This is a genomic window from Streptomyces atriruber (genome assembly GCF_001418325.1).
GTDB lineage: Bacteria > Actinomycetota > Actinomycetes > Streptomycetales > Streptomycetaceae > Streptomyces > Streptomyces atriruber.
In genome coordinates, this window is sequence record NZ_LIPN01000132.1 from 20,197 (window position 1) to 40,534 (window position 20,338).

Sequence of the window (20,338 nt, forward strand, 5' to 3'; positions counted from 1 at the left end):
GCCTCCCCGCGGTCCTACTTTCCCTGCCCGCGGCGCACCATCTCGGTGATCCAAACGGGCGCGAAGGGAGACGTGCAGCCCGGCGAGGTCGGATAGTCCTTGAGCACCTCCAGGCGCTCGCCGATGTCGAGCGCACGCGTGCGGTGCTCGGCGTGCTCGATGCCGATCCGCGCCAGGCAGTGGTTCATCTCCCACTGGAGGCGTTCCGGGGCGTCCTTCATCTCCGCCTCGATGACGTCGAGCAGCCCGGAGAGGTCGAGGCCCTCGGGCTTCTTCGCCACGCGTTCGGTGGTCAGCGCCCAGCCGGCGCCCGCGACCACCGGATCCGGGTCGGCGGACCAGGCCCGGCGCAGCTCCTCGGCGTGCGGGCTCTTCTTCACCACGTAGTTCACGAGCCAGTCGTGCACCTTGGGGGTGCGTGCCTCGCGCACCATGGCGTCCAGCCGGTCACGCTCGAACGTCTTCGGGCGGCAGATCAGGAGGGCCAGCAGCCGCGCCGCGGTGTCCTGCGTCTCCCAGAGCCGGCAGGCGAGATCCTGCTGCGTCTTCAGCCGTTTCGCGAGTGCGCGCAGCTTGCCGAGGTTCACCCCGTGGTCGTCGCCGTGCCTCGCGTTCACCTCGCGCGTCTTCGGGTCGTCGAGCGCGGCCAGCTCGGCCATCACCTCGTTCAACGCCACCGTCCCGGTCACCTCGGCCACCTCGGTCTCCTGCCGTCCCGTCCACGAAATGCGGGAGCGCGTTCCACCTTGCCCTCCGCCGCGCCTACCGCGAGCGCTCACCCGCCGGTACGGCCCCCCGCGGCAGCCGAGGCTCCACCACCCGCCGGAACACCTTCCGTACCGGCGGAGTCGACAGCAGGAACACCGTGGTGACGACGCCGAGCGTGAGGAGGATCTGGCCGACCGCGCCCAGGTCCTTCAGGGCCGGGTACAGGCCCGCCGCCTCGCCCGCGCGGATCAGGAGGCCGTGCAGGAGGTACGGGTACATCGTGGCGGCGCCGAGAGCGGTGAAGAGCGTTCGGCGGCGGGGCACGCAGGCGAAGAACGCGGCGACCAGCACCGCGCTGAGCGCGAAGATGCCGACGCGCACGGCCAGGTACTGCGGCCAGCTCACGTCGAGTTCCGTGTAGCCGACGTCCATGGACAGCCAGTGCTCGTCGGGCGCGGGGATCCACAGGTACGCCCCGGCCCCGGCGCAGACCAGCGCCACCACGCCACAGCGGCGCGCCGTTCGCGTACGCAGCAGGGCGAAGTGCTCCGGGCGCAGGTTCAGGCCGAGCACGAACCACGGCAGGAACATCAGTACGCGCGGCAGCGCCAGGTCGTAGCCCATCGTCGTGAGTCCGGCCGCGAGGGAGATCAGTACGGCGATCGGCACGGGATGGCTGATCGCCCGCCACAGGGGGGTGCTCAGGCGCCAGAGGAACAGGGCGATGAGGAACCAGCAGAGGTAGGTGGGTTCCGTGGGGGTGAAGACGTACGGCTCGCCCCGCACCGCGCTGTACGTGGCGGAGTACGCCGCCTCGAACAGGAGGTAGGGGATCAGCACCCCTTCGATCAGTCGGCGCACCTGGTCGGGGCGGCCGGTGAAGCGCTGCGAGAAGTAGCCGCACAGCAGGATGAACGCCGGCATGTGGAACGCGTACACGACGGTGTGGACCGCCTGCAGCGTGTGCGTGCCGGAGACGATCTGTTCCCAGGAGTGGCCGAGGGCGACCAGCACGATCAGGAGGAACTTGGCGTTGTCGAAGAACGGGTCGCGCGAGTCCTGCGGGTTCTGTGGGGCCTGCGGGTTCTGCGAGTCCTGTGGACGCTTCGAGTTCTGTGAGTGCTGCGAGTTCTTTGTGTTCCGTAGCCGCGTGGGGGTCGGCATCCGCATCAGGCCTTCGACCTCCCCGCCGTCGGGGACCCCACCGGCTGCCAGGGAGCCAGGCGACCTCCTCCACGCGTGGCATGGGTCCAGTACAGGCGGCTGTCGAGGCCGAGCATCGTGAGGACGACACCGCCCGACGCCAGCGGAGCACTCGACGGCGCGCCCGCGGGGAGCACACCGGTGTGGTTCCACTGCGGCCGGGTCTTGGCGATGCCCGACGTGCTCCAGGCCGTGGCGACGTCGCCCGTGGCCGTCCGGGCCGCGAGCAGGACACCGCCCCCGTCGTCCGAGGCGACGCCCACCGGGCCGTAGCCGCCCGCCCCGCCCAGGTCGGTGACGGACGTCGACGTGTGCGCGGTGGACGACCTGCGCACCTGACCCGGCTCGGTCGATGAGGGGGTGAGACCGTCCGCGTGCAGACGGGCCGAGCGCACGTTCCCGGAGTTCGGGGCGCGGTAGAAGACCCGGACACCGTCGTCGTCCTGCCGGACGGTCAACGGCAGGGTGGTGGCGGGGAGGCCGGTGGCCAGGGGGCCGCGGACGTCCGCACCCGGCTCGTCCTGGATCCAGGCCAGGACGCTGTGCGGGGTGGCGGCGAGGACGTAGGCGCGCCCGGCGCCGTCCAAGGCGGCGACCGGATCGCCGTGCACGGCCGCACCGCCCAGGCCGCGCCAGGGAGTCCACGTGCCGTCCGGCTGCTGGACGCGCGCCGTCAGCTGGTGGCCGCTGTTGCGCGCGAACACCGCCATCGTGCCGTCCTCGTGCGCCACGACCGCGGGCGCGCTGATGTCGTTCGTGCCGACCTCGTCGGACAGCTCCGGGCTGTCCAGCGACTGCCAGGGGCCGAAGGGCTTGCCCGGGGCCTGCTGGACGACGAATCCCACTTCCTTGCGGTAGGCGGCCGGCTGGTCGCCGAACAGCGTGCGGGTACCGAAGACGGCGATGCGTCCGTCGGAGAGGGCCACCGGTCGTACCCCCGTGTCCACACCCGTCTCCGCCTGGAACACGGGCCCCTTCCAGCGGCTCGCTCTCCACCCCGCGCCCTTGCCGCCGGGCCGGTGCCAGTGCGCGATCCGGCCGTCCAGTACGGCGAAGGCCCACAGACTGTCGTCCTTGCCCACGAGCAGCCAGTCGGCGCCGGTGTCCCCGGCGTGGTGGATGCTGTGCGACCAGCGGGGCTTGGGGCTCGCGGCGACCTTGAGGTCGCCGCAGCCCGCCGGGTCCTTGCAGGAGTCGTGCGGGGCGTCGCCCCAGGAGTACGTCTCGAGGGTGCGGGCCTTGGACGCGCCGGAGACGGGGTCGAGGGCCTGGGGCAGACCGCCGTTGAAGTACCCCATGTAGGTCTGCACGGTGAAGTGGGGACCCGAGCCGGAGGCGGCGTACCGGGCGAGGGCCTGCTGGACGAACCGGGCGCCGAAGCGATGGTCCTGGTGGTCGGAGCACTTGAGGTTGCGGTCCAGACGGCCCGGCGTCGGGTTCTGCATCCGGACCTGCGTCGGCCGGAACCGCGTGAGGTAACCCGTCAGCGTCCGGATGAGCTGCTCCTTCGTGTACGAGAAGTCGCGGGTGACCGGACCGCCGTGCACCAGCTGCGAGCCGAGCACGCCGACGCGGCCGTCCCACAGCCCGTGCATGCTGTGCGGGCGGTCCCCGGCGATGCTGCCCGCCTCGTGCAGCAGGGTCCACACGAGGCGGATGTGGGGGTACCCCCGCAAGGTGTCGAGCTCCGCCTGGCCGCCGCCCTCCGTCGGGATGACGGAGCGCTGCCACGGGTGGTCCGGACGTCCGGTGACCATCTCCGCGTAGGCGGCGCGAATGCCGTTCTGACGTGCTTTTGCGTACTTGCGCTCGTCGCGCGCGGGTCGGGGCATGCCCCGGAACGTGCCCTTCCTGGGGGCGTTGACGCCGTTCGACTCGCCGGACGTCAGGTAGATCGTGGTCAACGGACGGCCGCTGCGCAGCGACTGTCCGACCTCCGGATTGATGAAGAACAGATCGTCGTCCGGGTGGGCGACGATCTGCACGACCGATTCCTCGGTCTCGGGCTGCGGTCCGGAGGTCGCCCATGTGCCCGTGGGGGCGGCCGTGCTCATGTCCGGTGACTGATGCGGCGTGACGGGCACGTCGCCGGTGTCACCCTTCGAGCGCACGGCCATGCCTATGCCGACGCCTGCGGGCGCCACGACACCGAGCACGGTGGCCGCGAGGACGTTGCGACGGGATGCGCGCGCGAGAAGGCGCTTTTCGGGGGGCATGGGTGGTGTTGCCTATCTGCATCTGACGTACCGGCCACTCGGCTCACGAGCTGCCGCCGTGGACTCCTTGATCACCGGGGAAGATGACGCGCGAATGCGGCGGGTTGTCCTCAGTGATCTTCCTCACGGCGCCGGGTCGGCCTCCGTCGCGCGCCGCGACGGGTCAGTGATCCCGGCTCTTCGCCAGGCGCGGGGCGTCGCGTTCGGGGCGCGGGAGGCACAGGGCGAGCAGCCCCGTGACGGCGAGCAGGGCCGACGTGAGCAGGAACGCGTCGCGGTATCCGGCGGCGACCGAATCCGCGGCGTCGACGACCCGCCCGACCGTCCAGGGGGACAGGGCCCCGGCGAGGGCGTAGACGAAGGCCGGCGCGCCGAGCACCACCCCGCGCCGTGACGCCGGGGCGATCACCGCCGTCACCGGCCGTGCCCCGTGGTGCTCTCGCGGTAGAGCGCCGGCGCGGCGGCGGCCACCTCCGCGCTGATCAGCGGGTCGTGACGCCGCGCTCGCCCTCCACGAAGGAGATGTTCGACAGGCCGAGGCCGCGCACCTGATGGATCCCGGGGACCACCTCGTACAGTCCCTGCCGCGCCACCAGCCTGCTCTGCCGCCACAGCGACGGGTGCGCGGTGGGCGGACAGCCGTCGGCCAGGAAGCCGCACGCATCCGCGTCCCACACCACGCTCCCCTCCGGGACCGTCACCGGGCCCGGCGTGAGGCGGCCCGGAAGGCCCCGTCCGCGTCGGTGAAGTCCTGATCGTCGTCCCAGGCCAAGCCGCTGTCCGTGGGCCCTTGCTCGCTGCCGCTCATGGTCACCGATCTTCACAGCCCCGGGCGGGGAGCGCCTGATGACGCGTCACAGAGGGACCGCTGACACATCACACCGGCTGACCGACCGGCCCGCCGAGGCCGCGGCGCGACGTCTCACCCGTGCGGATCGCTCTCTGCGGCGCGTGTCCCCGGGGAGCCGCAGGGGCGGTGGGACACAGGAGGGCGGTCATCCATGACGGAGCAGGCGGCGCAGGTGCGGAGCGGGAGGAGTGCACGGCTGGTCGCCGCGGCGGTCGGGACCACCGCGCTCGCCCTGCTCGCCACGGCGTGCGGGGACGACGGCGGCGACAGCAAGCCCGGCCCGAAGCGGGATCAGCAGTGGGCGCTCGAAGCCCTGAAGCTGCCGGCCGGCTGGGAGAAGGCGAAGGACGACGACACGGTCATCGCGGTCGCCGACACCGGAGCCGATCCCGACCACCCCGGTCTCAAGGGCCGGCTGGTCGACGGGCACGACTTCGTCGACGGCGACGACGAGCCCAAGGACATGAACGGCCACGGCACGCACGTCTCCGGCATCGCGGCGGCCCACACCGACAACGGCGTCGGCATCGCGGGCGGCGCGCCGGGCGCGAAGACCACGCCCGTACGGGTCCTCGGCCCGAACGGCAGCGGCAGCGACGCGCACATCACCCAGGGCATCGTCTGGGCGCACAGCACGGCGCGGACGTCATCAACCTCTTCCTCGGCGAATCCGGCCTGACGGCCCGCCTGCTGAAGGGCGGCATCCTCAGCCAGGCCATCAAGACCGCCCACGGCAAGGGGTCGGTCTTGGTCGCCGCCGCGGGGCAACGACGGCACGGCGCTGCAGCCCTGCGAGGTTCGGACGCCGGTCCTCGTCGTGGGGGCGAGCGACCGGAACGGAAAGCCAGCGGACTTCTCCGACTTCGGCGCGCAGCAGGCGGTGTCGGCGCCAGGGGTGGACGTCCTCTCCACCCTGCCGACGTACACGACCAAGGAGACGCCGAAGAACGACTCCGGGTACGGCGACCTCTCGGGGACGTCGATGGCCGCGCCGTACGCCTCCGCCGTGGCGGCCCTCCTGCGCCGGCAGGGCCGCGATCCCGACCAGATCATGAGCGCGATCAGGGACAGCGCGGCCAACCCGGAACAGCCCGCGAAGCTGGGGCTGGGGATCGTGGACGCGAAGGCGGCGGTGAACACGGCGAAGCCGTGAGGCGTACCGGAAAGGTAGCTTCTCCGTCGTGACATGGACAGAGAAGCAGGGCCTCGCTTCGCTCTCCGACGGGGCACAGGTGCACTGGACGGCGTCGGGGGACACGGGGACACGGCCTCCCGTGGTCCTGCTCCACGGCGGCCCCGGTCTGCCCGACTACCTGGGCGACGTCGCCGCCCTGGTCGCGGACCTGGCACCCGTGTACCGGTACGACCAGCGCGGGACGGGCCGGTCGCAGTGGCACGGGCGCCACACCCTCGTCCGGCACATCGGCGATCTCGTCGAGCTCCTCGACGCGTGGGACGCACCCCGGGCCATCCTGATCGGGCACTCCTACGGCGCCGACCTGGCCGCCCGGTTCTGTCTGGCGCACTCGGAACGGGTGGCCGCGGCGCTGCTGATGTGCGGGCCGCTCGTGGGGGACTGGCGTGCCGGGTACCGGGCGGAGCGGAGTCGGCGCATGACCGCTGAGCAGCAGGAGCGGCTTCGCGTGCTGGAGGAGTTGCCGCGCCGCTCGGAGGAGCAGGAGGTCGAGCTGCTCACTCTGGCCTGGTTCACCGACCACGCGGACCCCGAACGCGGTCGGCAGTGGGCGGCTCGGGGCGCGCGTCGAAGGCGCCCGGTCAACTGGACCATGAACGCCGAACTCGGCGAAGCAGGACGTGCCGACCCCCTCGACGGGCACCTGGCCGAGCTGCGCGAACGGCTGCCCGCGCGGACGGAACTTCTCGGCGGTGGCGAGGACCCCCGCCCGATGTCGGCGCTCGACGCGCTGGCGCGCTCGCTCGACCGTCCGCTGACCCGGATCGAAGGCGCCGGTCACGAGCCGTGGCTGGAGCGGCCGGACGCCGTGCGCGCGCACCTCCGGCGCTTCGTGCGCGGCGCGCCCCGCGGGTGAGAGACACCCGGAGGACCTGACGGCACGCCCCTATTGCACATATATTGCAACTGCGTACGTAGTGCAGAAGGGGCGTGCAGTGGGCGGAGCGGCGGGCAAACCCGTGGTGCTGGGCATCGAGTCGTCGTGCGACGAGACCGGTGCGGGAATCGTGCGGGACGGGAAGCTGCTCGCGCACGTGGTGGCGTCGAGCATGGACGAGCACGCGCGGTTCGGCGGCGTGGTGCCGGAGATCGCGGCCCGTGCGCACCTGCACGCGTTCACCCCGGTCGTCCGGCAGGCCCTCGACGAGGCCGGGCTGCGGCTCGGCCAGATCGACGCGGTCGCCGTCACCACGGGACCCGGCCTGTCCGGAGCCCTGCAAGTGGGACTGGCCGGTGCCAAGACCCTGGCCTACGCGGCCGGGGTCCCGCTCTACGGCGTGCACCACCTGGCCGGGCACGTCGCCGCCGACACACTGGAGCACGGCCCGCTGCCCGACCCCTGCGTGGTGCTGATCGTCTCGGGCGGCCACACCTCGCTGCTCCTGGTGCGGGACCTGGTGCGCGAGCCGATCCTGCACCTGGGGGACACGCTCGACGACGCGGCGGGGGAGTGCTTCGACAAGGTCGCCCGGATCCTGGGGCTGCCCTATCCGGGCGGGCCCGCGATCGACCGCGCGGCACGGGACGGGGATCCGCGGGCGGTGGCGTTCCCGCGACCGCTGACGCGCCCCGGCGACGACCCGTACGCCTTCTCGTTCTCCGGGCTCAAGACGGCCGCGGCCCGTTGGGTCGAGCGGCATCGCCTCCGGGGCGCGGAGCCGTCCGTTGCCGACGGGGCCGCCGCGCTCCAGGAGGCCGTCGCGGACGTGCTGACCCGCAAGGCGCTCGCGGCCTGCCGCGCGTACGACGTGCGGACGCTGGTCGTGGTCGGCGGCGTGGCGGCGAACTCGCGGGTGCGCGGCCTGGCCGAGCAGCGGTGCGCGGCCACAGGCATCGAACTGCGGGTGCCGCCCATGACGTTGTGCACCGACAACGGCGCGATGATCGCCGCCGTCGGCGATCTGCTGGTGCGCGCCGAGGCGGAGCCCGCGCCGCTGAACGTGTCGATCGACCCGTCCGCGCCGCTGGACCACGCCTCGCTCACGCCGGTGCCCGGAAGCGGACCGTCGGTGAAGTCCGCCGACAGGGCCGCCTGATGGCCGCCGACATCAGGGTCGTCTCCGGAAGCCGCCTTCTGTCGTACGCGGAAGGCGTCCGCACGGTGTACCTGGACGCCTTCGGAGGTGCCCCTTGGGGCGAGGGGCCCGAGCAGGCCGACGGCTACCTGCGGCGACTGGCGGAGGACGCGACCCGGCCCGGGTTCACCGCCGCGCTGGCGCTGGACGGGGAGACGGTCCTCGGCTGGGCCACGGCCTGGACGACTCCGCTGCCGTTCCCCACCGGCCGGTGCTACCCGCAGATAGCGGCCGCCCTCGGCGCGGACCGCACGGCCGCGTGGCTGTGCGGCGCCCGCGAGGTGGACGAGCTGGCGGTCGCCTCCCGCGCCCGGGGCACCGGAGCGGGCGCCGCGCTGCTGGACGCGGTGACCAGGGACCGGGCCGACGGCCGTTGCTGGCTGCTGACCTCGGTGGCCGCCGGAGAGGCCCGCACCTTCTACGAACGGGCGGGCTGGACACCGGTCACCCATCCTGCTGCCGGAGGCACCGGCCTCGCGGCCTACCTCGGCCCCCGGCACCCGGCCGGAGCCGCCGCCCCGCGTCCCCTCTGACCTGCCGCCTCAGGGCTCGACGGTCAGCGACGCGTACGCGTCGGGGCGGCGGGTGGCGAGGAACGGGAAGAGCTCCAGCCAGTCGCGGCGGGCGTCGAGGTCGAGATCGGCGACCAGCACGGCGGGCTCGTCGCGCGGGGCCTGCGCCAGGACCCGCCCGTAGGGGTCGACGATGAACGAACTCCCGTAGAAGGTGAGCCCGTTCTCCGCGCCGATCCGGTTGGGCACCACCATGAACGTCGCGTTGGCGATCGCGTTGCCGGTGATGACCTTCTGCCAGATCGGCTGCGTGTCGAAGCCGGGGTGGCCGGGCTCGGAGCCGATGGCGGTCGGGTAGACGAGGACGTCGGCCCCGGCCAGCGAGTAGGCGCGGGCCAGTTCCGGGAACCACTGGTCCCAGCAGGTGGGAAGACCGAACCGCGCCTCGTCGACCTGCACCACCGGGAAGGCGTCGTCGCCTGCCGGGCCCTGCCGGAACCAGTGGTCCTCGTAGTAGCCCTCCGAGACTGGGATGTGCGTCTTGCGGGTCCGCTGGGCGAGGCTGCCGTCGGGGGCGACGAGGATCGCGGTGTTGTAGCCGAGCCCGTCGTCCTCCCCGCCCGGCGCCGGAGCCCGCTCGTACAGCGAGGCGTGCACGTACACGCCGCACTCGCGGGCCGCCTCGGCGGCGAAGGCGAACGTCGGGCCGGTGAGCAGGTCCTCCGGCTCGGCCGGGGCGGGGTGGTCGGCCTTGCGGACCACCGCGAAGTACGGCGACAGCGTCAGCTCCTGCAGGCACACCACCCGCGCGCCCTCGGCCGCCGCGAGGCGGACGCCCTCAAGCAGGGCCGCGCGGTGCTCGGCCGGGTCACGGTGCCAGCGCTGCTGCACGGCGGCCACCCGGAGCGGGGCGCGCTCGGCGGGACGGGTCCTGGTCGGGGACGCGGGCGGGTTGTACGCGGTGATCAGGCGCATGACGACATCCAGTCGAGTAGCAGGGAAAGCGGGGCGGACGGGCGGGGAGGCGCGGCACGGGACCGGGCACACGGTGCCGGAACGTTCCGGCACACATGAATGTAGACCGTGCCGGAACGTTCCGGCAAGGCTGATCCCGTACGTCTACACTTCGGGCACGTGAATGCCCGTACCGTCACCCTCCTCGACGTCGCCCGTGCCGCCGGAGTCTCCAAGAGCACCGCCTCCGACGCCCTGCAGGGCGCGGGCCGGGTCGCGGAGGCCACCCGCGAGCACGTCCGCGAGGTCGCCGCCCGCCTCGGCTACCGGCCCAACAGCGCGGCGCGCCGGCTCCGCCGGGCCAGCACCGGAGCGATCGGACTGCACCTCCCGCAGACCGCGACGCGCCTCGACTACTACATGAACCTCGCCTTCGGGGCCGTCGCCCGCGCCCAGGAGGAAGGGCTCGACGTCGTCCTGCTCGCGCCCGCCACCGGCGCGCACGGGCCGCTCGCGTCGCGCGTCGACGGGCTCCTCGTCATCGACCCCGAGATCGGCGACCCCGCCGTGCCCGGACTGCTCGGCGCGGGCATCCCCGTCGTCACCGGCGAGCGCTACCTGGGGTCGGCTCCCGCCCCCAGCGGCGCGGTCATCTGTGACAACTCCGCCTCGCTGACGGCCCTGTTGGACCACGTGCGCGAGCGCGGCGCCCGCCGCCCCGCCCTGCTGGCGCCCGCCGACACCTCCGCGTGGGCGGCCGCCCTGCACGCCACGGCCGACGACTGGGGGCGCGCGCACGGAGTGCCCGTGGAGGTCCGCACGGTCTCCTTCGCCGCCACGGCCCGCGAGGCGGAGCAGGCCACGCTCGCGCTGCTCGCCGCGGCGCCGGGGACCGACGCCGTGATCTGCGCGCCGGACGGCGCGGCGCCCGGAGTCCTCCACGCGGCGGCCGCCCAGGGCCGCGCCGTGGGCCGGGACTTCTACGTGGCCGCCTGCGTCGACGGCACCGCCACCCGCAGCGCGGGCCCGCCCGTCACCGCCGTCGACCTGCGCCCCTCGGCGTACGGCCGCGCCTGCGCGGAACTCCTCTGCGACATCCTCGCGGGCCGCACGGACGCGGCGACGGTCCGCACCCATCAATGGGCCCTGGAGGCCCGCGCCTCGACCCTCGGCGGGGCCTGACAACAGCTCGTCAGGCGACGTTCTCCGCGGTCGCGGTGAGGACCGCGCGGCCGAGTATGTGACCGGTCATCGTGAAGCCGAGCAGGGCCGGGGTCGTGTCGGCGGGCACGTCGATGGACTCGACGTCGAGGGCGTGCACCACCACGAAGTAGCGGTGCGGGCCGTGCCCGGCGGGGGGTGCGGCGCCCATGTAGCGCGCCGCGCGGGCGTCGTTGGGGAGCTGGAAGGCGCCCTCGGGCAGGCCCGAGCCCGTCTCGTCGCCCGCTCCCGCGGGCAGTTCGGTGACGGTGGCGGGGATGTCGGCCACCGCCCAGTGCCAGAGCCCGGAGCCGGTGGGGGCGTCGGGGTCGTACACCGTGACGGCGTAGCTCTTCGTGCCCTCCGGGGCGCCGCTCCAGGACAGCTGCGGGGAGGCGTCCTTGCCTCCGGGGACGCCCGCCGACATCTGCTCGGGCGACCAGGCGGCGCCGTCGGCGACGTCGGTGCTGGTGACGGCGAAGGAAGCCGCCTCGGGGAGGCGTGCGAAGGGGTCGTTGGTGCTCATTGAGCCGTTCCTCTCGGGTTCGTTGGCGACGCGACGTCACGTCGCTCGGCGATGAATCGACAGTAACACGAATAATCGATTATTCGAGGGATCGTCTATGGTGGAGTCATGACGCAGCATTCGGCCCCGACCTCGACCGCCCCGGCGAAGCGCATGCTCTCCGAGCAGGTCCACGCGCACCTGCGGGACGCGATCATGCGCGGGGACCACGCCCCCGGTGCCGCCCTCAAGCCGCAGGACCTCGCCAAGGAGCAGGGCGTGAGCCTGGCCGTCGTGCGGGAGGCGCTCGTGCGGCTGGTCGGCGAGGGTTTCGCGGACCGGCTGGCCAACCGCGGCTTCGCCGTCCCCGCGTACTCCGACCGCCGCTGGCAGGAGATCGCCGAGGCCCGCCGGACCGTCGAACCGCTCCTGCTGCGCATGTCCGTCGAGCGCGGCGACGTCGACTGGGAGGCCCGGGTGCGGGCCGCCCACCACCGCCTGACCCGCACCCCGGTGTACGTGCCGGAGGAGGGCGAGTACTACAGCAGCGCATGGTCCGAGGCGCACCGGGTGTTCCACCGGACCTTGCTGGAGGGGTGCGGCAACCAGGTCCTGCTGGAGACCTTCGACCGGATGTGGACCGCGAGCGAGCTGACGCGCCGCTGGTCGACGCACCGCAACCCGCACCGGGACGGCGTCGAAGAACACCGTCGGCTGGAGGAGGCCGCGCTGGCCCGTGACGCCGACACCGCGGCCGAGGTGCTGGCCCAGCACCTCACCCTGACCGCCGCCGGACTGACCGACTGACGACGGAAGGCAGCCCGTGACGAATCCCGGCAGCCCTGGCCCTGCCCCTGGCGTCGGCCCTGGTCCCGGTCCCGTAAAGCCTGAGCAGCAAGCTCTCTTCGGATGGTCGGACACCGCTCCAGCGGACGGCGGCGCCTTCCGGGACGGCCCGGAGGCGCGCCGGATGCTCGACGTGCGTGAGGTGTACGCCGAGCCCGCCGCCCTCGACTCCCCGCGCGGTCAGCAGATCATGGCCCGGTTGTCGCCGGACGTGCGCGTGACCGAGGTCGAAGGGCACTGGCTCATTCCCTCGCTGCACGGCAACGACGGCAACATCGGCCGGTGGGTCCGGATCAAGACCGAGACGCTCGTCCTCGGCGTCAAGCACACGCTCGCCACCCGCCCCAACGGCCGCTCCGCCGACTGGATCGCCCCGGGCCCCTCCAACGGGTGCGCGATGGCCTGCGCCTACTGCTACGTCCCGCGCCGCAAGGGATACGCCAACCCCATCACGCTGTTCACCAACATCGAGGCGATCGTCGCCCACGTCCGGCGCCACGTGCGCGCCCAGGGCCCGAAGACCGAGCCCAACCAGTGCGATCCGACGGCCTGGGTCTACGACATCGGCGAGAACGGCGACTGTTCCGTCGACGCCCTGGTCTGCGACAACACCGCCGATCTCGTTGCCGCGTTCCGGGACATGCCGACCGCCAAGGCCTCCTTCGCGACCAAGTTCGTCAATCCCGATCTGCTCGCGCTCGACCCGCGGGGGCGGACCCGCGTGCGCTTCTCCCTCATGCCGCCCGCCGACGCCCGGCTGCTGGACATCCGCACCAGTCCGGTCGGCGAACGGATCGCCGCCGCCGCGGACTTCCTCGACGCCGGGTACGAGGTGCACTTCAACCTCTCGCCCGTCGTGCTGCGCCAGGGATGGCAGCGGGACTGGGCCGAGCTGCTCGACCACCTCGACGACGTCCTGCCCGCCCGGGTGAAGGAGCAGGCCGCCGCCGAAGTCATCATGCTGACGCACAATCAGGGGCTCCACGAGGTCAACCTGGGCTGGCATCCCCGCGCCGAGGAGGTGCTGTGGCAGCCGGAGGCGCAGGAGACCAAGCGGTCGCAGAACGGCGCCCTCAACGTGCGCTACGCCCAGGAGGTCAAGCGGCAGGCCCTCGCGCGGATCCAGCAGCTGCTCGCGGCGCACGCACCGTGGCTGCGCATCAGGTACGCCTTCTGACGCCAGGACGCCTTCTGGCGTTCCGGAGAAGCGGCAGAGGATCGTTACCTCTTGCACGAACGGGTGATATGGGGCGTATCGGCTCGGCGGGCTGGGGAGTCACTGGGCGGCTCGCGAAGATCGTCGAGCCGTCGGCAACTCAGCCCAAACGAAAGAGAGTTCACATGCGTCGCTCCGCCGCCGTCATCCTCGGTGCCGTCACGCTGCTGGGGGTCCTCGCGGTGCCCGCCAGTGCCGTGCCGGACCCCGTCGCGACCGTCGACTGCCTGACGCAGTCGGCCGGTGACGTCACGTCCCTCGTCGACCCGGCGAGCCCCGGCGTCCCGGCGGAGGTGCCGGGCGCGGCGTGCCTCGCTCCGTGACGGTCTGAAGGCGCCTGAAGAGGGTCTGAACGGGAGGCGGTTCGAGGCGGTCCGGACGGGCCGCCTCGCCCGCTCACCGCACGGTGGCGAAGGCCCTCAACCACCCCACCGATAACCGTCGCCGAAGAGAAGCGTGTGCTCCAGCACGTCCTCCATCGGGTCGTCGATCTGGCCGGTGTTGACCAGCGCGACCACGGGTGCGTTGTGCGAGTTCTCGTGCGTCTCGTCGGCGTGAGCCGTGCCGGAGCACAGGACGGCCGGTGCGGCCGCCACTGCCGCGACCAGCGTCCAACGGGACATCTTCTGCACCCAACTGCCGTTCACTGCGGCCTCCTTGGAACGTGCGCGTGCGGGCCGGGGTCGCGGCCCGATCACCGGGTGTAACCCGGACGCGGTCAGGAGGTCACCGATCGCCACCGACGATCATACGAACGGGTTGTCGTCCCTGATTGCTCCCTCTCGCCCGAATGACCCAACCTCCCTACCTCGTAAGGCTGTCGCATGTTCCGTCGCGCCCTGGTTCCCGCCCTCCTGGTTCTCGCCGCCGCCGTGGCTCCGGCCGTCGCCGCCAACGCCCCGGCGAACCCCGGCCCGTTGCCCTTGCCGCTGCCCGTCGCCGACACCGTCGTCAATGAGGGGGTCTCCGTCGAGGGGCCGCTGGTCAACAACATCGGCCTGCCCACCGTGGTGTGAGGTCAGGCGCGCAGCTCCGGCGGAAAGCCCGTCCAGCGCAGCTCCTCGGGGAGGTGCCGCATGTCGTTGTAGAGCGCGAGCGCGGCGGGACGGCCCGGGGCGTAGCGGATGACCGTCAGGGCCGCGTTGCAGTGGTTCAGGCCGAGCCAGCGGGCCGGTGGGGCGTCGAGTGCGGCGCGGACCAGCCAGCCGGTCAGGAAGTTGTGCGTGACGAGGAGTTCGTGGCGCGGTTCGTCGCCGGGGGCCGGGCCGGTGAACCGGGTCAGTGCCTCGGCGGCCAGGGCGGGGCCGTCCTCGCGCTCCGCCGCCGGGAACATGGCCAGGCGCTCCAGTGTCGCGTCGGCCGTCTCCGGGGGCAGCTCCTCCTTGTCGGGGATATAGGGGAGGTAGTCGCCCGCCGGGGCCGAGCGGATCAGGGGAGCGTTGCCCTTCAGCTGGTCGGATATCAGGGCGGCGGTCTGTTCGGCCCGGGGGAGCGGGCCGTGATGGATCGCCGCGAAGGGGATGTCGCGGAGGCGCTCGCCGAGCAGGACCGCCTGCCTGAGTCCGGCCTGCGTCAGTCCGCTCTCGTCGGGCGTGGCCTCGCCGTGCCGGGTGATGTAGAGGTGGCGCGTGGCGGTCGGGCCGGTCGCGCCGGTCGAGGGAGTGATCATGCGGGGAGGGACGCCCTCGCGTTCGGTGCCGGTTCCGGCCGCCTCGAACGGGCTCCGTGAAGACGCCGCACAAGACTTCGCGACAGACCCCGCAAACCCATCCGTAAGGTGGCGGGACACCATCGAAGAGGAGCGTGACATGTCCGCCGCCGAACGGAATTCCTCCGCCCTGCTGGGGCTCGACGCCATCAAGGGCGACCTCGCCGCCCTCTACCGCGATCTGCACGCCCACCCCGAGCTCTCCTTCGAGGAGCACCGCACCGCGGCCGAGGTCGCCCGGCGCGTCGCCTCGTACGGATACGAGGTCACGACCGGTGTCGGCCGTACCGGTGTGGTCGCCGTCCTGGAGAACGGCGCGGGCCCGACCGTCCTGCTGCGCGCCGACTTCGACGCGCTGCCCGTGACCGAGCGCACCGGGCTGCCGTACGCCTCCGTCCACGAGGGCGTGATGCACGCCTGCGGGCACGACATGCACGTCACCTGTCTGCTGGGCGCGCTGCAACTGCTCGCGGCTGCCCGCGCCGACTGGTCGGGCCGGATCGTCGGCGTCTTCCAGCCCGCCGAGGAGGTCGCGAAGGGCGCGCAGGCCATGGTCCGGGACGGCTTCTACGAGCGGTTCGGCGTGCCGGACGTCGTGCTCGGGCAGCACGTCGCGCCGCTGCCCGCCGGGATGATCGGCGCGCACCCCGGGCCCGCCTTCGCGGCGACCGACTCCCTGCGCGTGCGGATGTTCGGCAAGGGCGCGCACGGCTCGCGTCCCGAGACGTCGATCGACCCCGTGGTGATGGCCGCCGCGACCGTGATGCGGCTGCAGACGGTCGTGTCCCGGGAGATCGCGGGCGGCGAGACGGCCGTGGTGACCGTCGGCTCGCTCCAGGCGGGCACCAAGGAGAACATCATTCCCGACGAGGCCGAGCTCAAGATCAATATCCGGACCTACACGCCCGAGGTCCGTACGAGGGTGCTCGCCGCCGTCGAGCGCATCGTCAGGGGCGAGGCGGCCACGGCGGGGGCGGAGCGGGAGCCCGAGATCACGGAGATCGACTCCTTCCCCGTGCTCGACAACGACGCCGACGCGGTGGAGCGGACGATGGCCGCGGTCGGCGCGGTGATCGGGGAGGACCGCGTCTTCGATCCCGGGCCGGTGACCGGCAGCGAGGACGTCGGGTACTTCGCGACCTCGGCGGACCGCGAAGTACCCCTCTGCTACTGGCTGTTCGGCGGCGCCGACCCGGCGGAGGTCGCGGCCGCCCAGAAGGCGGGGACGTTCGAGCGGGACATTCCGTCCAACCACTCGCCGTTCTTCGCGCCGCTCGTCGAGCCGACCCTCACCACCGGGGTCACCGCGCTGACGAGCGGCGCGCTGGCGTGGCTGGGCGGCCGGCCGTCGCAGTGACGTGACGGCCGCCCGCGGTGCGTGGACGGGGGGTGACCGGAAGGGTCAGCCCTCGCCGCCGCCGTCCTCCAGGTTGCCCTCGGTCTCCAGATAGGCCTGCCGCAGCGCTTCGAGCACCGCCGGGTCCGGCTTCGCCCACATGCCGCGCGACTCCGCCTCCAGGAGGCGTTCCGCGATGCCGTGCAGGGCCCAGGGGTTGGCCTCCTGGAGGAACTCGCGGTTCGTCGGGTCCAGGACGTACGTCTCGGTGAGCTTGTCGTACATCCAGTCGGCGACGACACCGGTCGTGGCATCGTAGCCGAACAAGTAGTCCACGGTGGCGGCGAGTTCGAAGGCGCCCTTGTAGCCGTGGCGGCGCATCGCCTCGATCCACTTCGGGTTGACCACGCGTGCCCGGAACACCCGCGAGGTCTCCTCGACCAGCGTGCGCGTGCGGACCGTCTCGGGGCGGGTCGAGTCGCCGATGTACGCCTCCGGGGCGGTGCCCCGCAGCGCGCGCACGGTCGCCACCATGCCGCCGTGGTACTGGAAGTAGTCGTCCGAGTCCGCGATGTCGTGCTCTCGGGTGTCCGTGTTCTTCGCGGCCACCGCGATGCGCTTGTACGCCGTCTCCATCTCGGCGCGGGCCGGGCGGCCTTCGAGCCCGCGGCCGTACGCGTACCCGCCCCACACCGTGTAGACCTCGGCGAGGTCCGCGTCGGTGCGCCAGTCGCGGGAGTCGATGAGCTGGAGCAGGCCCGCGCCGTACGTGCCGGGGCGCGAACCGAAGATGCGGGTGGTGGCCCGGCGCTCGTCGCCGTGCTCGGCGAGGTCGGCCTGGGCGTGGGCGCGCACGTAGTTGCGGTCGGCGGGCTCCTCCAGCGAGGCGGCGAGCCGCACCGCGTCGTCGAGCAGGCCGATCGTGTGCGGGAACGCGTCGCGGAAGAAGCCCGAGATGCGCAGCGTCACATCGATGCGCGGGCGGCCCAGCTCCTCGTACGGAACGGCCTCCAGGCCGGTCACGCGCCGCGAGGCGTCGTCCCAGACGGGGCGGATGCCGAGCAGCGCCATCGCTTCGGCGACGTCGTCGCCCGCGGTGCGCATCGCGCTCGTGCCCCACAGGGACAGGCCCACGGAGGTGGGGTAGTCGCCGTCGTTGTCCTGCTGGTACCGCTCCACGAGGGAGTCGGCCAGGGCCTGGCCCGTCTCCCACGCGAGGCGGGAGGGGACGGCCTTCGGGTCGACCGAGTAGAAGTTCCGGCCGGTCGGCAGGACGTTGACCAGGCCGCGCAGCGGGGACCCCGACGGGCCCGCGGGGACGAAGCCGCCGTTCAGGGCGTGCACGGCGTGGTCGAGCTCGGCGGTGGTGGCCGCGAGGCGCGGGACGACCTCGCGGGCCGCGAACTCCAGGATGGCGGCGACCTGCTCGCCGTGGTCCGCGGCCACGGAGGCCACGGCCGCCGGGTCCCAGTCCGTGTCGTCCATCGCCTGGACCAGGGCACGGGCCTTGTCCTCGGCCTCGTCGGCGGTGACGCGCGTCGCCGCCGACTCGTCGAGGCCGAGCGCCTCCCGCAGACCCGGCAGCGCGGTCGTGCCGCCCCAGATCTGGCGGGCGCGCAGCACCGCGAGGACGAGGTTCACGCGGTCGGCGCCCGCCGGCGGGTTGCCGAGGACATGCAGACCGTCGCGGATCTGCATGTCCTTGATCTCGCAGAGCCAGCCGTCGACGTGCAGCAGGAAGTCGTCGAAGCCGTCGTCGTCCGGGCGCTGCTCCAGGCCCAGGTCGTGGTCGAGCTTGGCGGCCTGGATGAGCGTCCAGATCTGCGCGCGGATCGCCGGCAGCTTCGCCGGGTCCATGGAGCTGATCTGCGCGTACTCGTCGAGGAGCTGCTCCAGGCGCGCGATGTCGCCGTAGGAGTCGGCGCGCGCCATGGGCGGCACCAGGTGGTCGATGAGCGTGGCGTGCACGCGGCGCTTGGCCTGGGTGCCCTCGCCCGGGTCGTTGACCAGGAAGGGGTAGATCAGGGGCAGGTCGCCGAGCGCGGCGTCGGGGCCGCACGCGGCGGACAGGCCCGCGTTCTTGCCGGGCAGCCACTCCAGGTTGCCGTGCTTGCCGAGGTGGATCATCGCGTCGGCGCCGAAGCCGTTGTCGGACGCGGGCGCCGCGATCCAGCGGTAGGCGGCCAAGTAGTGGTGCGACGGCGGCAGATCGGGGTCGTGGTAGATCGCGATGGGGTTCTCGCCGAACCCGCGCGGCGGCTGGATGAGGATGAGCAGGTTCCCGCGGCGCAGCGCCGCGAGCACGATGTCGCCCTCAGGGTCGCCGCCCTGGCCGACGCGGGACCGGTCCAGGAACATCTCGCCGGGCGGCGGGCCCCAGTGTTCCTCGACGGAGTCGCGCAGCTCCTGCGGCAGGGTCGCGTACCACCGCTTGTAGTCGGCGGCGGGGATGCGGACCGGGTTGGCGGCGAGCTGCTCCTCGGTGAGCCAGTCCTGGTCGTGGCCGCCCGCGTCGATGAGCGCGCGGATCAGCTCGTCGCCGTCGCCGGAGACCAGGCCGGGGATGTCGGCCTCGGGGCCGAAGTCGTACCCCTCGGCGCGCAGCCTGCGCAGCAGCTCCACGGCGGATGCCGGGGTGTCGAGGCCGACCGCGTTGCCGATGCGGGAGTGCTTCGTCGGGTACGCGGACAGCACCAGGGCGAGGCGCTTGTCGGCGGCCGGGATGTGCTTGAGGCGCGCGTGGCGCACGGCGATTCCGGCGACGCGGGCCGCGCGCTCGGCGTCGGCGACGTACGCGGGCAGACCGTCCTCGTCGATCTCCTTGAAGGAGAAGGGGACGGTGATGAGGCGGCCGTCGAACTCCGGCACCGCGATCTGGCTCGCGGCGTCGAGCGGCGAGACGCCCTCGTCGTTCTCCTCCCAGGCCGAGCGCGACCCGGTCAGGCAGAGCGCCTGCAGGATCGGCACGTCGAGGCCGGTCAGCGCGCCCGCGTCCCACGACTCGTCGTCACCGCCCGCGGAGGCCTCGGCGGGCTTGGTGCCACCGGCCGCGAGGACCGTCGTGACGATGGTGTCGGCGGCCCGCAGCGCGTCGATCAGCTCGGGCTCGGGGGCGCGCAGCGAGGCCACGTACAGCGGGAGCGGGCGGGCCCCGGCGTCCTCGATCGCGCCGCACAGGGCGTCCACGAAGGCGGTGTTGCCGCTCATGTGGTGGGCGCGGTAGTAGAGCACCGCCACGGTCGGGCTGTCCGTGCCGTCGGCGACGTCGGCGCGGGCGGTGCGCTCCAGCGGGCCCCAGGACGGGGCGGCCGCGGGCGGCTCGAAGCCGTGGCCGGTGAGCAGCACGGTGTCGGAGAGGAAGCGCGCCAGCTGCTCCAGGTTCGCGGGGCCGCCGTGCGCCAGGTAGGCGTGCGCCTCGGCGGCGATGCCGACCGGCACGGTCGAGGAGGCCATGAGCTGGGCGTCGGGTGCCTGTTCACCGGTGAGCACGACCACCGGGAGGCCGGTGGCGATGAGCTGGTCCAGGCCCTCCTGCCAGGCGCGGACGCCGCCGAGGAGGCGGACGACGACGAGGTCGACGCCGTCGAGCAGCGCGGGCAGTCCGTCGAGGTCGAGGCGGGAGGGGTTGGCGAACCGGTAGTCGACCGGACCCCCCGCCGCGCGGGCGCTGAGCAGGTCGGTGTCGGAGGTCGACAACAGCAGAAGCATGCGGGCGCAGGCCTTCCTCGGGGTGTCCGCGCCCCGGGTGGTCGTTATGGACGGCAGGAGTTCCTGGCTCACCCCACTCGGGTGGGGCTCACAGTGGCGGGACCGC

At 73.0% G+C, this 20,338-nt stretch carries 19 protein-coding genes and 1 pseudogene; 10 read left to right on the top strand and 10 right to left on the bottom strand.

Annotated elements, in window-relative coordinates:
• Positions 1-14: 14 nt before the first annotated feature.
• The 5 genes from AOK03_RS15570 to AOK03_RS45175 form a co-directional block, all read right to left on the bottom strand.
• A complete protein-coding gene (locus AOK03_RS15570) occupies positions 15-659 on the bottom strand; it encodes a DNA alkylation repair protein (RefSeq protein ID WP_055565868.1) in 645 nt (214 codons plus the stop codon).
• Positions 660-762: 103 nt separating this feature from the next.
• A complete protein-coding gene (locus AOK03_RS15575) occupies positions 763-1,878 on the bottom strand; it encodes an acyltransferase family protein (RefSeq protein WP_244177628.1) in 1,116 nt (371 codons plus the stop codon).
• Complete coding sequence (locus AOK03_RS15580; RefSeq protein WP_055565852.1) at positions 1,878-4,127, bottom strand: PIG-L family deacetylase; 2,250 nt, start codon at positions 4,125-4,127, stop codon at positions 1,878-1,880. Before AOK03_RS15580 ends, AOK03_RS15575 begins: the two co-directional genes overlap by 1 nt.
• 163 nt (positions 4,128-4,290) lie before the next feature.
• Entirely contained in the window at positions 4,291-4,545 is a 255-nt protein-coding gene (locus AOK03_RS43445; RefSeq protein ID WP_055565853.1) for a hypothetical protein, read from the bottom strand.
• Positions 4,546-4,609: 64 nt separating this feature from the next.
• Positions 4,610-4,828, bottom strand: a complete 219-nt coding sequence (locus AOK03_RS45175) for a hypothetical protein (protein ID WP_425264381.1) — start codon at positions 4,826-4,828, stop codon at positions 4,610-4,612.
• Between the two features lie 300 nt (positions 4,829-5,128).
• On the opposite strand from AOK03_RS45175, the pseudogene AOK03_RS15595 reads away from it, so the two are divergent.
• The 4 genes and pseudogenes from AOK03_RS15595 to AOK03_RS15610 all read left to right on the top strand — a co-directional run bounded on the left by AOK03_RS15595 (position 5,129) and on the right by AOK03_RS15610 (position 8,780).
• Positions 5,129-6,130: pseudogene (locus AOK03_RS15595) on the top strand (S8 family serine peptidase).
• 28 nt (positions 6,131-6,158) lie between these two features.
• Entirely contained in the window at positions 6,159-7,028 is an 870-nt protein-coding gene (locus tag AOK03_RS40285; RefSeq protein ID WP_063792505.1) for an alpha/beta fold hydrolase, read from the top strand.
• A 103-nt stretch (positions 7,029-7,131) separates the two neighbouring features.
• Positions 7,132-8,208, top strand: coding sequence for a tRNA (adenosine(37)-N6)-threonylcarbamoyltransferase complex transferase subunit TsaD (gene tsaD, locus AOK03_RS15605; protein WP_055565855.1), 1,077 nt, complete (start codon positions 7,132-7,134; stop codon positions 8,206-8,208).
• Complete coding sequence (locus AOK03_RS15610) at positions 8,208-8,780, top strand: GNAT family N-acetyltransferase (RefSeq protein WP_055565856.1); 573 nt, start codon at positions 8,208-8,210, stop codon at positions 8,778-8,780. The genes tsaD and AOK03_RS15610 overlap by 1 nt, the downstream gene beginning before the upstream one ends.
• 9 nt (positions 8,781-8,789) lie before the next feature.
• Here the strand turns inward: AOK03_RS15610 and AOK03_RS15615 are convergent, their stop codons facing one another.
• Positions 8,790-9,734: a carbon-nitrogen hydrolase gene (locus AOK03_RS15615; RefSeq protein WP_055565857.1), complete on the bottom strand. Its 945-nt coding sequence runs from the start codon at positions 9,732-9,734 to the stop codon at positions 8,790-8,792.
• Positions 9,735-9,893: 159 nt separating this feature from the next.
• Between AOK03_RS15615 and AOK03_RS15620 the strand changes: the two genes are divergently transcribed.
• Positions 9,894-10,895 (top strand): LacI family DNA-binding transcriptional regulator, encoded by a 1,002-nt coding sequence (locus tag AOK03_RS15620; RefSeq protein WP_055565871.1) that lies wholly within the window; start codon positions 9,894-9,896, stop codon positions 10,893-10,895.
• Between the two features lie 10 nt (positions 10,896-10,905).
• Here AOK03_RS15620 and AOK03_RS15625 read toward each other — a convergent pair whose 3' ends face one another.
• A complete protein-coding gene (locus AOK03_RS15625) occupies positions 10,906-11,439 on the bottom strand; it encodes a YbhB/YbcL family Raf kinase inhibitor-like protein (protein WP_055565858.1) in 534 nt (177 codons plus the stop codon).
• Between the two features lie 108 nt (positions 11,440-11,547).
• Between AOK03_RS15625 and AOK03_RS15630 the strand changes: the two genes are divergently transcribed.
• The 3 genes from AOK03_RS15630 (at position 11,548) to AOK03_RS15640 (ending at position 13,803) form a co-directional block, all read left to right on the top strand.
• Positions 11,548-12,225 carry a GntR family transcriptional regulator gene (locus AOK03_RS15630; protein ID WP_055565859.1) on the top strand — a complete coding sequence of 226 codons (678 nt, stop codon included), beginning with the start codon at positions 11,548-11,550 and terminating at the stop codon, positions 12,223-12,225.
• 16 nt (positions 12,226-12,241) lie between these two features.
• Positions 12,242-13,441 (top strand): spore photoproduct lyase family protein, encoded by a 1,200-nt coding sequence (locus tag AOK03_RS15635; RefSeq protein WP_055565860.1) that lies wholly within the window; start codon positions 12,242-12,244, stop codon positions 13,439-13,441.
• A gap of 164 nt (positions 13,442-13,605) precedes the next feature.
• Positions 13,606-13,803, top strand: coding sequence for a hypothetical protein (locus tag AOK03_RS15640; protein WP_055565861.1), 198 nt, complete (start codon positions 13,606-13,608; stop codon positions 13,801-13,803).
• Positions 13,804-13,899: 96 nt separating this feature from the next.
• On the opposite strand, the gene AOK03_RS15645 is transcribed toward AOK03_RS15640, so the two are convergent.
• Positions 13,900-14,103 carry a hypothetical protein gene (locus AOK03_RS15645; RefSeq protein WP_055565872.1) on the bottom strand — a complete coding sequence of 68 codons (204 nt, stop codon included), beginning with the start codon at positions 14,101-14,103 and terminating at the stop codon, positions 13,900-13,902.
• A 201-nt stretch (positions 14,104-14,304) separates the two neighbouring features.
• Between AOK03_RS15645 and AOK03_RS15650 the strand changes: the two genes are divergently transcribed.
• Positions 14,305-14,496, top strand: coding sequence for a hypothetical protein (locus AOK03_RS15650; RefSeq protein WP_055565862.1), 192 nt, complete (start codon positions 14,305-14,307; stop codon positions 14,494-14,496).
• A 2-nt stretch (positions 14,497-14,498) separates the two neighbouring features.
• Here AOK03_RS15650 and AOK03_RS15655 read toward each other — a convergent pair whose 3' ends face one another.
• Positions 14,499-15,149 carry a histidine phosphatase family protein gene (locus AOK03_RS15655; protein ID WP_055565863.1) on the bottom strand — a complete coding sequence of 217 codons (651 nt, stop codon included), beginning with the start codon at positions 15,147-15,149 and terminating at the stop codon, positions 14,499-14,501.
• A 139-nt stretch (positions 15,150-15,288) separates the two neighbouring features.
• Between AOK03_RS15655 and AOK03_RS15660 the strand changes: the two genes are divergently transcribed.
• A complete protein-coding gene (locus AOK03_RS15660) occupies positions 15,289-16,545 on the top strand; it encodes an amidohydrolase (RefSeq protein ID WP_055565864.1) in 1,257 nt (418 codons plus the stop codon).
• Between the two features lie 45 nt (positions 16,546-16,590).
• Here AOK03_RS15660 and cobN read toward each other — a convergent pair whose 3' ends face one another.
• The gene (gene cobN / locus AOK03_RS15665) at positions 16,591-20,232 is read right to left on the bottom strand and encodes a cobaltochelatase subunit CobN (RefSeq protein WP_055565865.1); all 3,642 of its coding nucleotides are present in this window, start codon (positions 20,230-20,232) and stop codon (positions 16,591-16,593) included.
• Between the last annotated feature and the right edge of the window lie 106 nt (positions 20,233-20,338).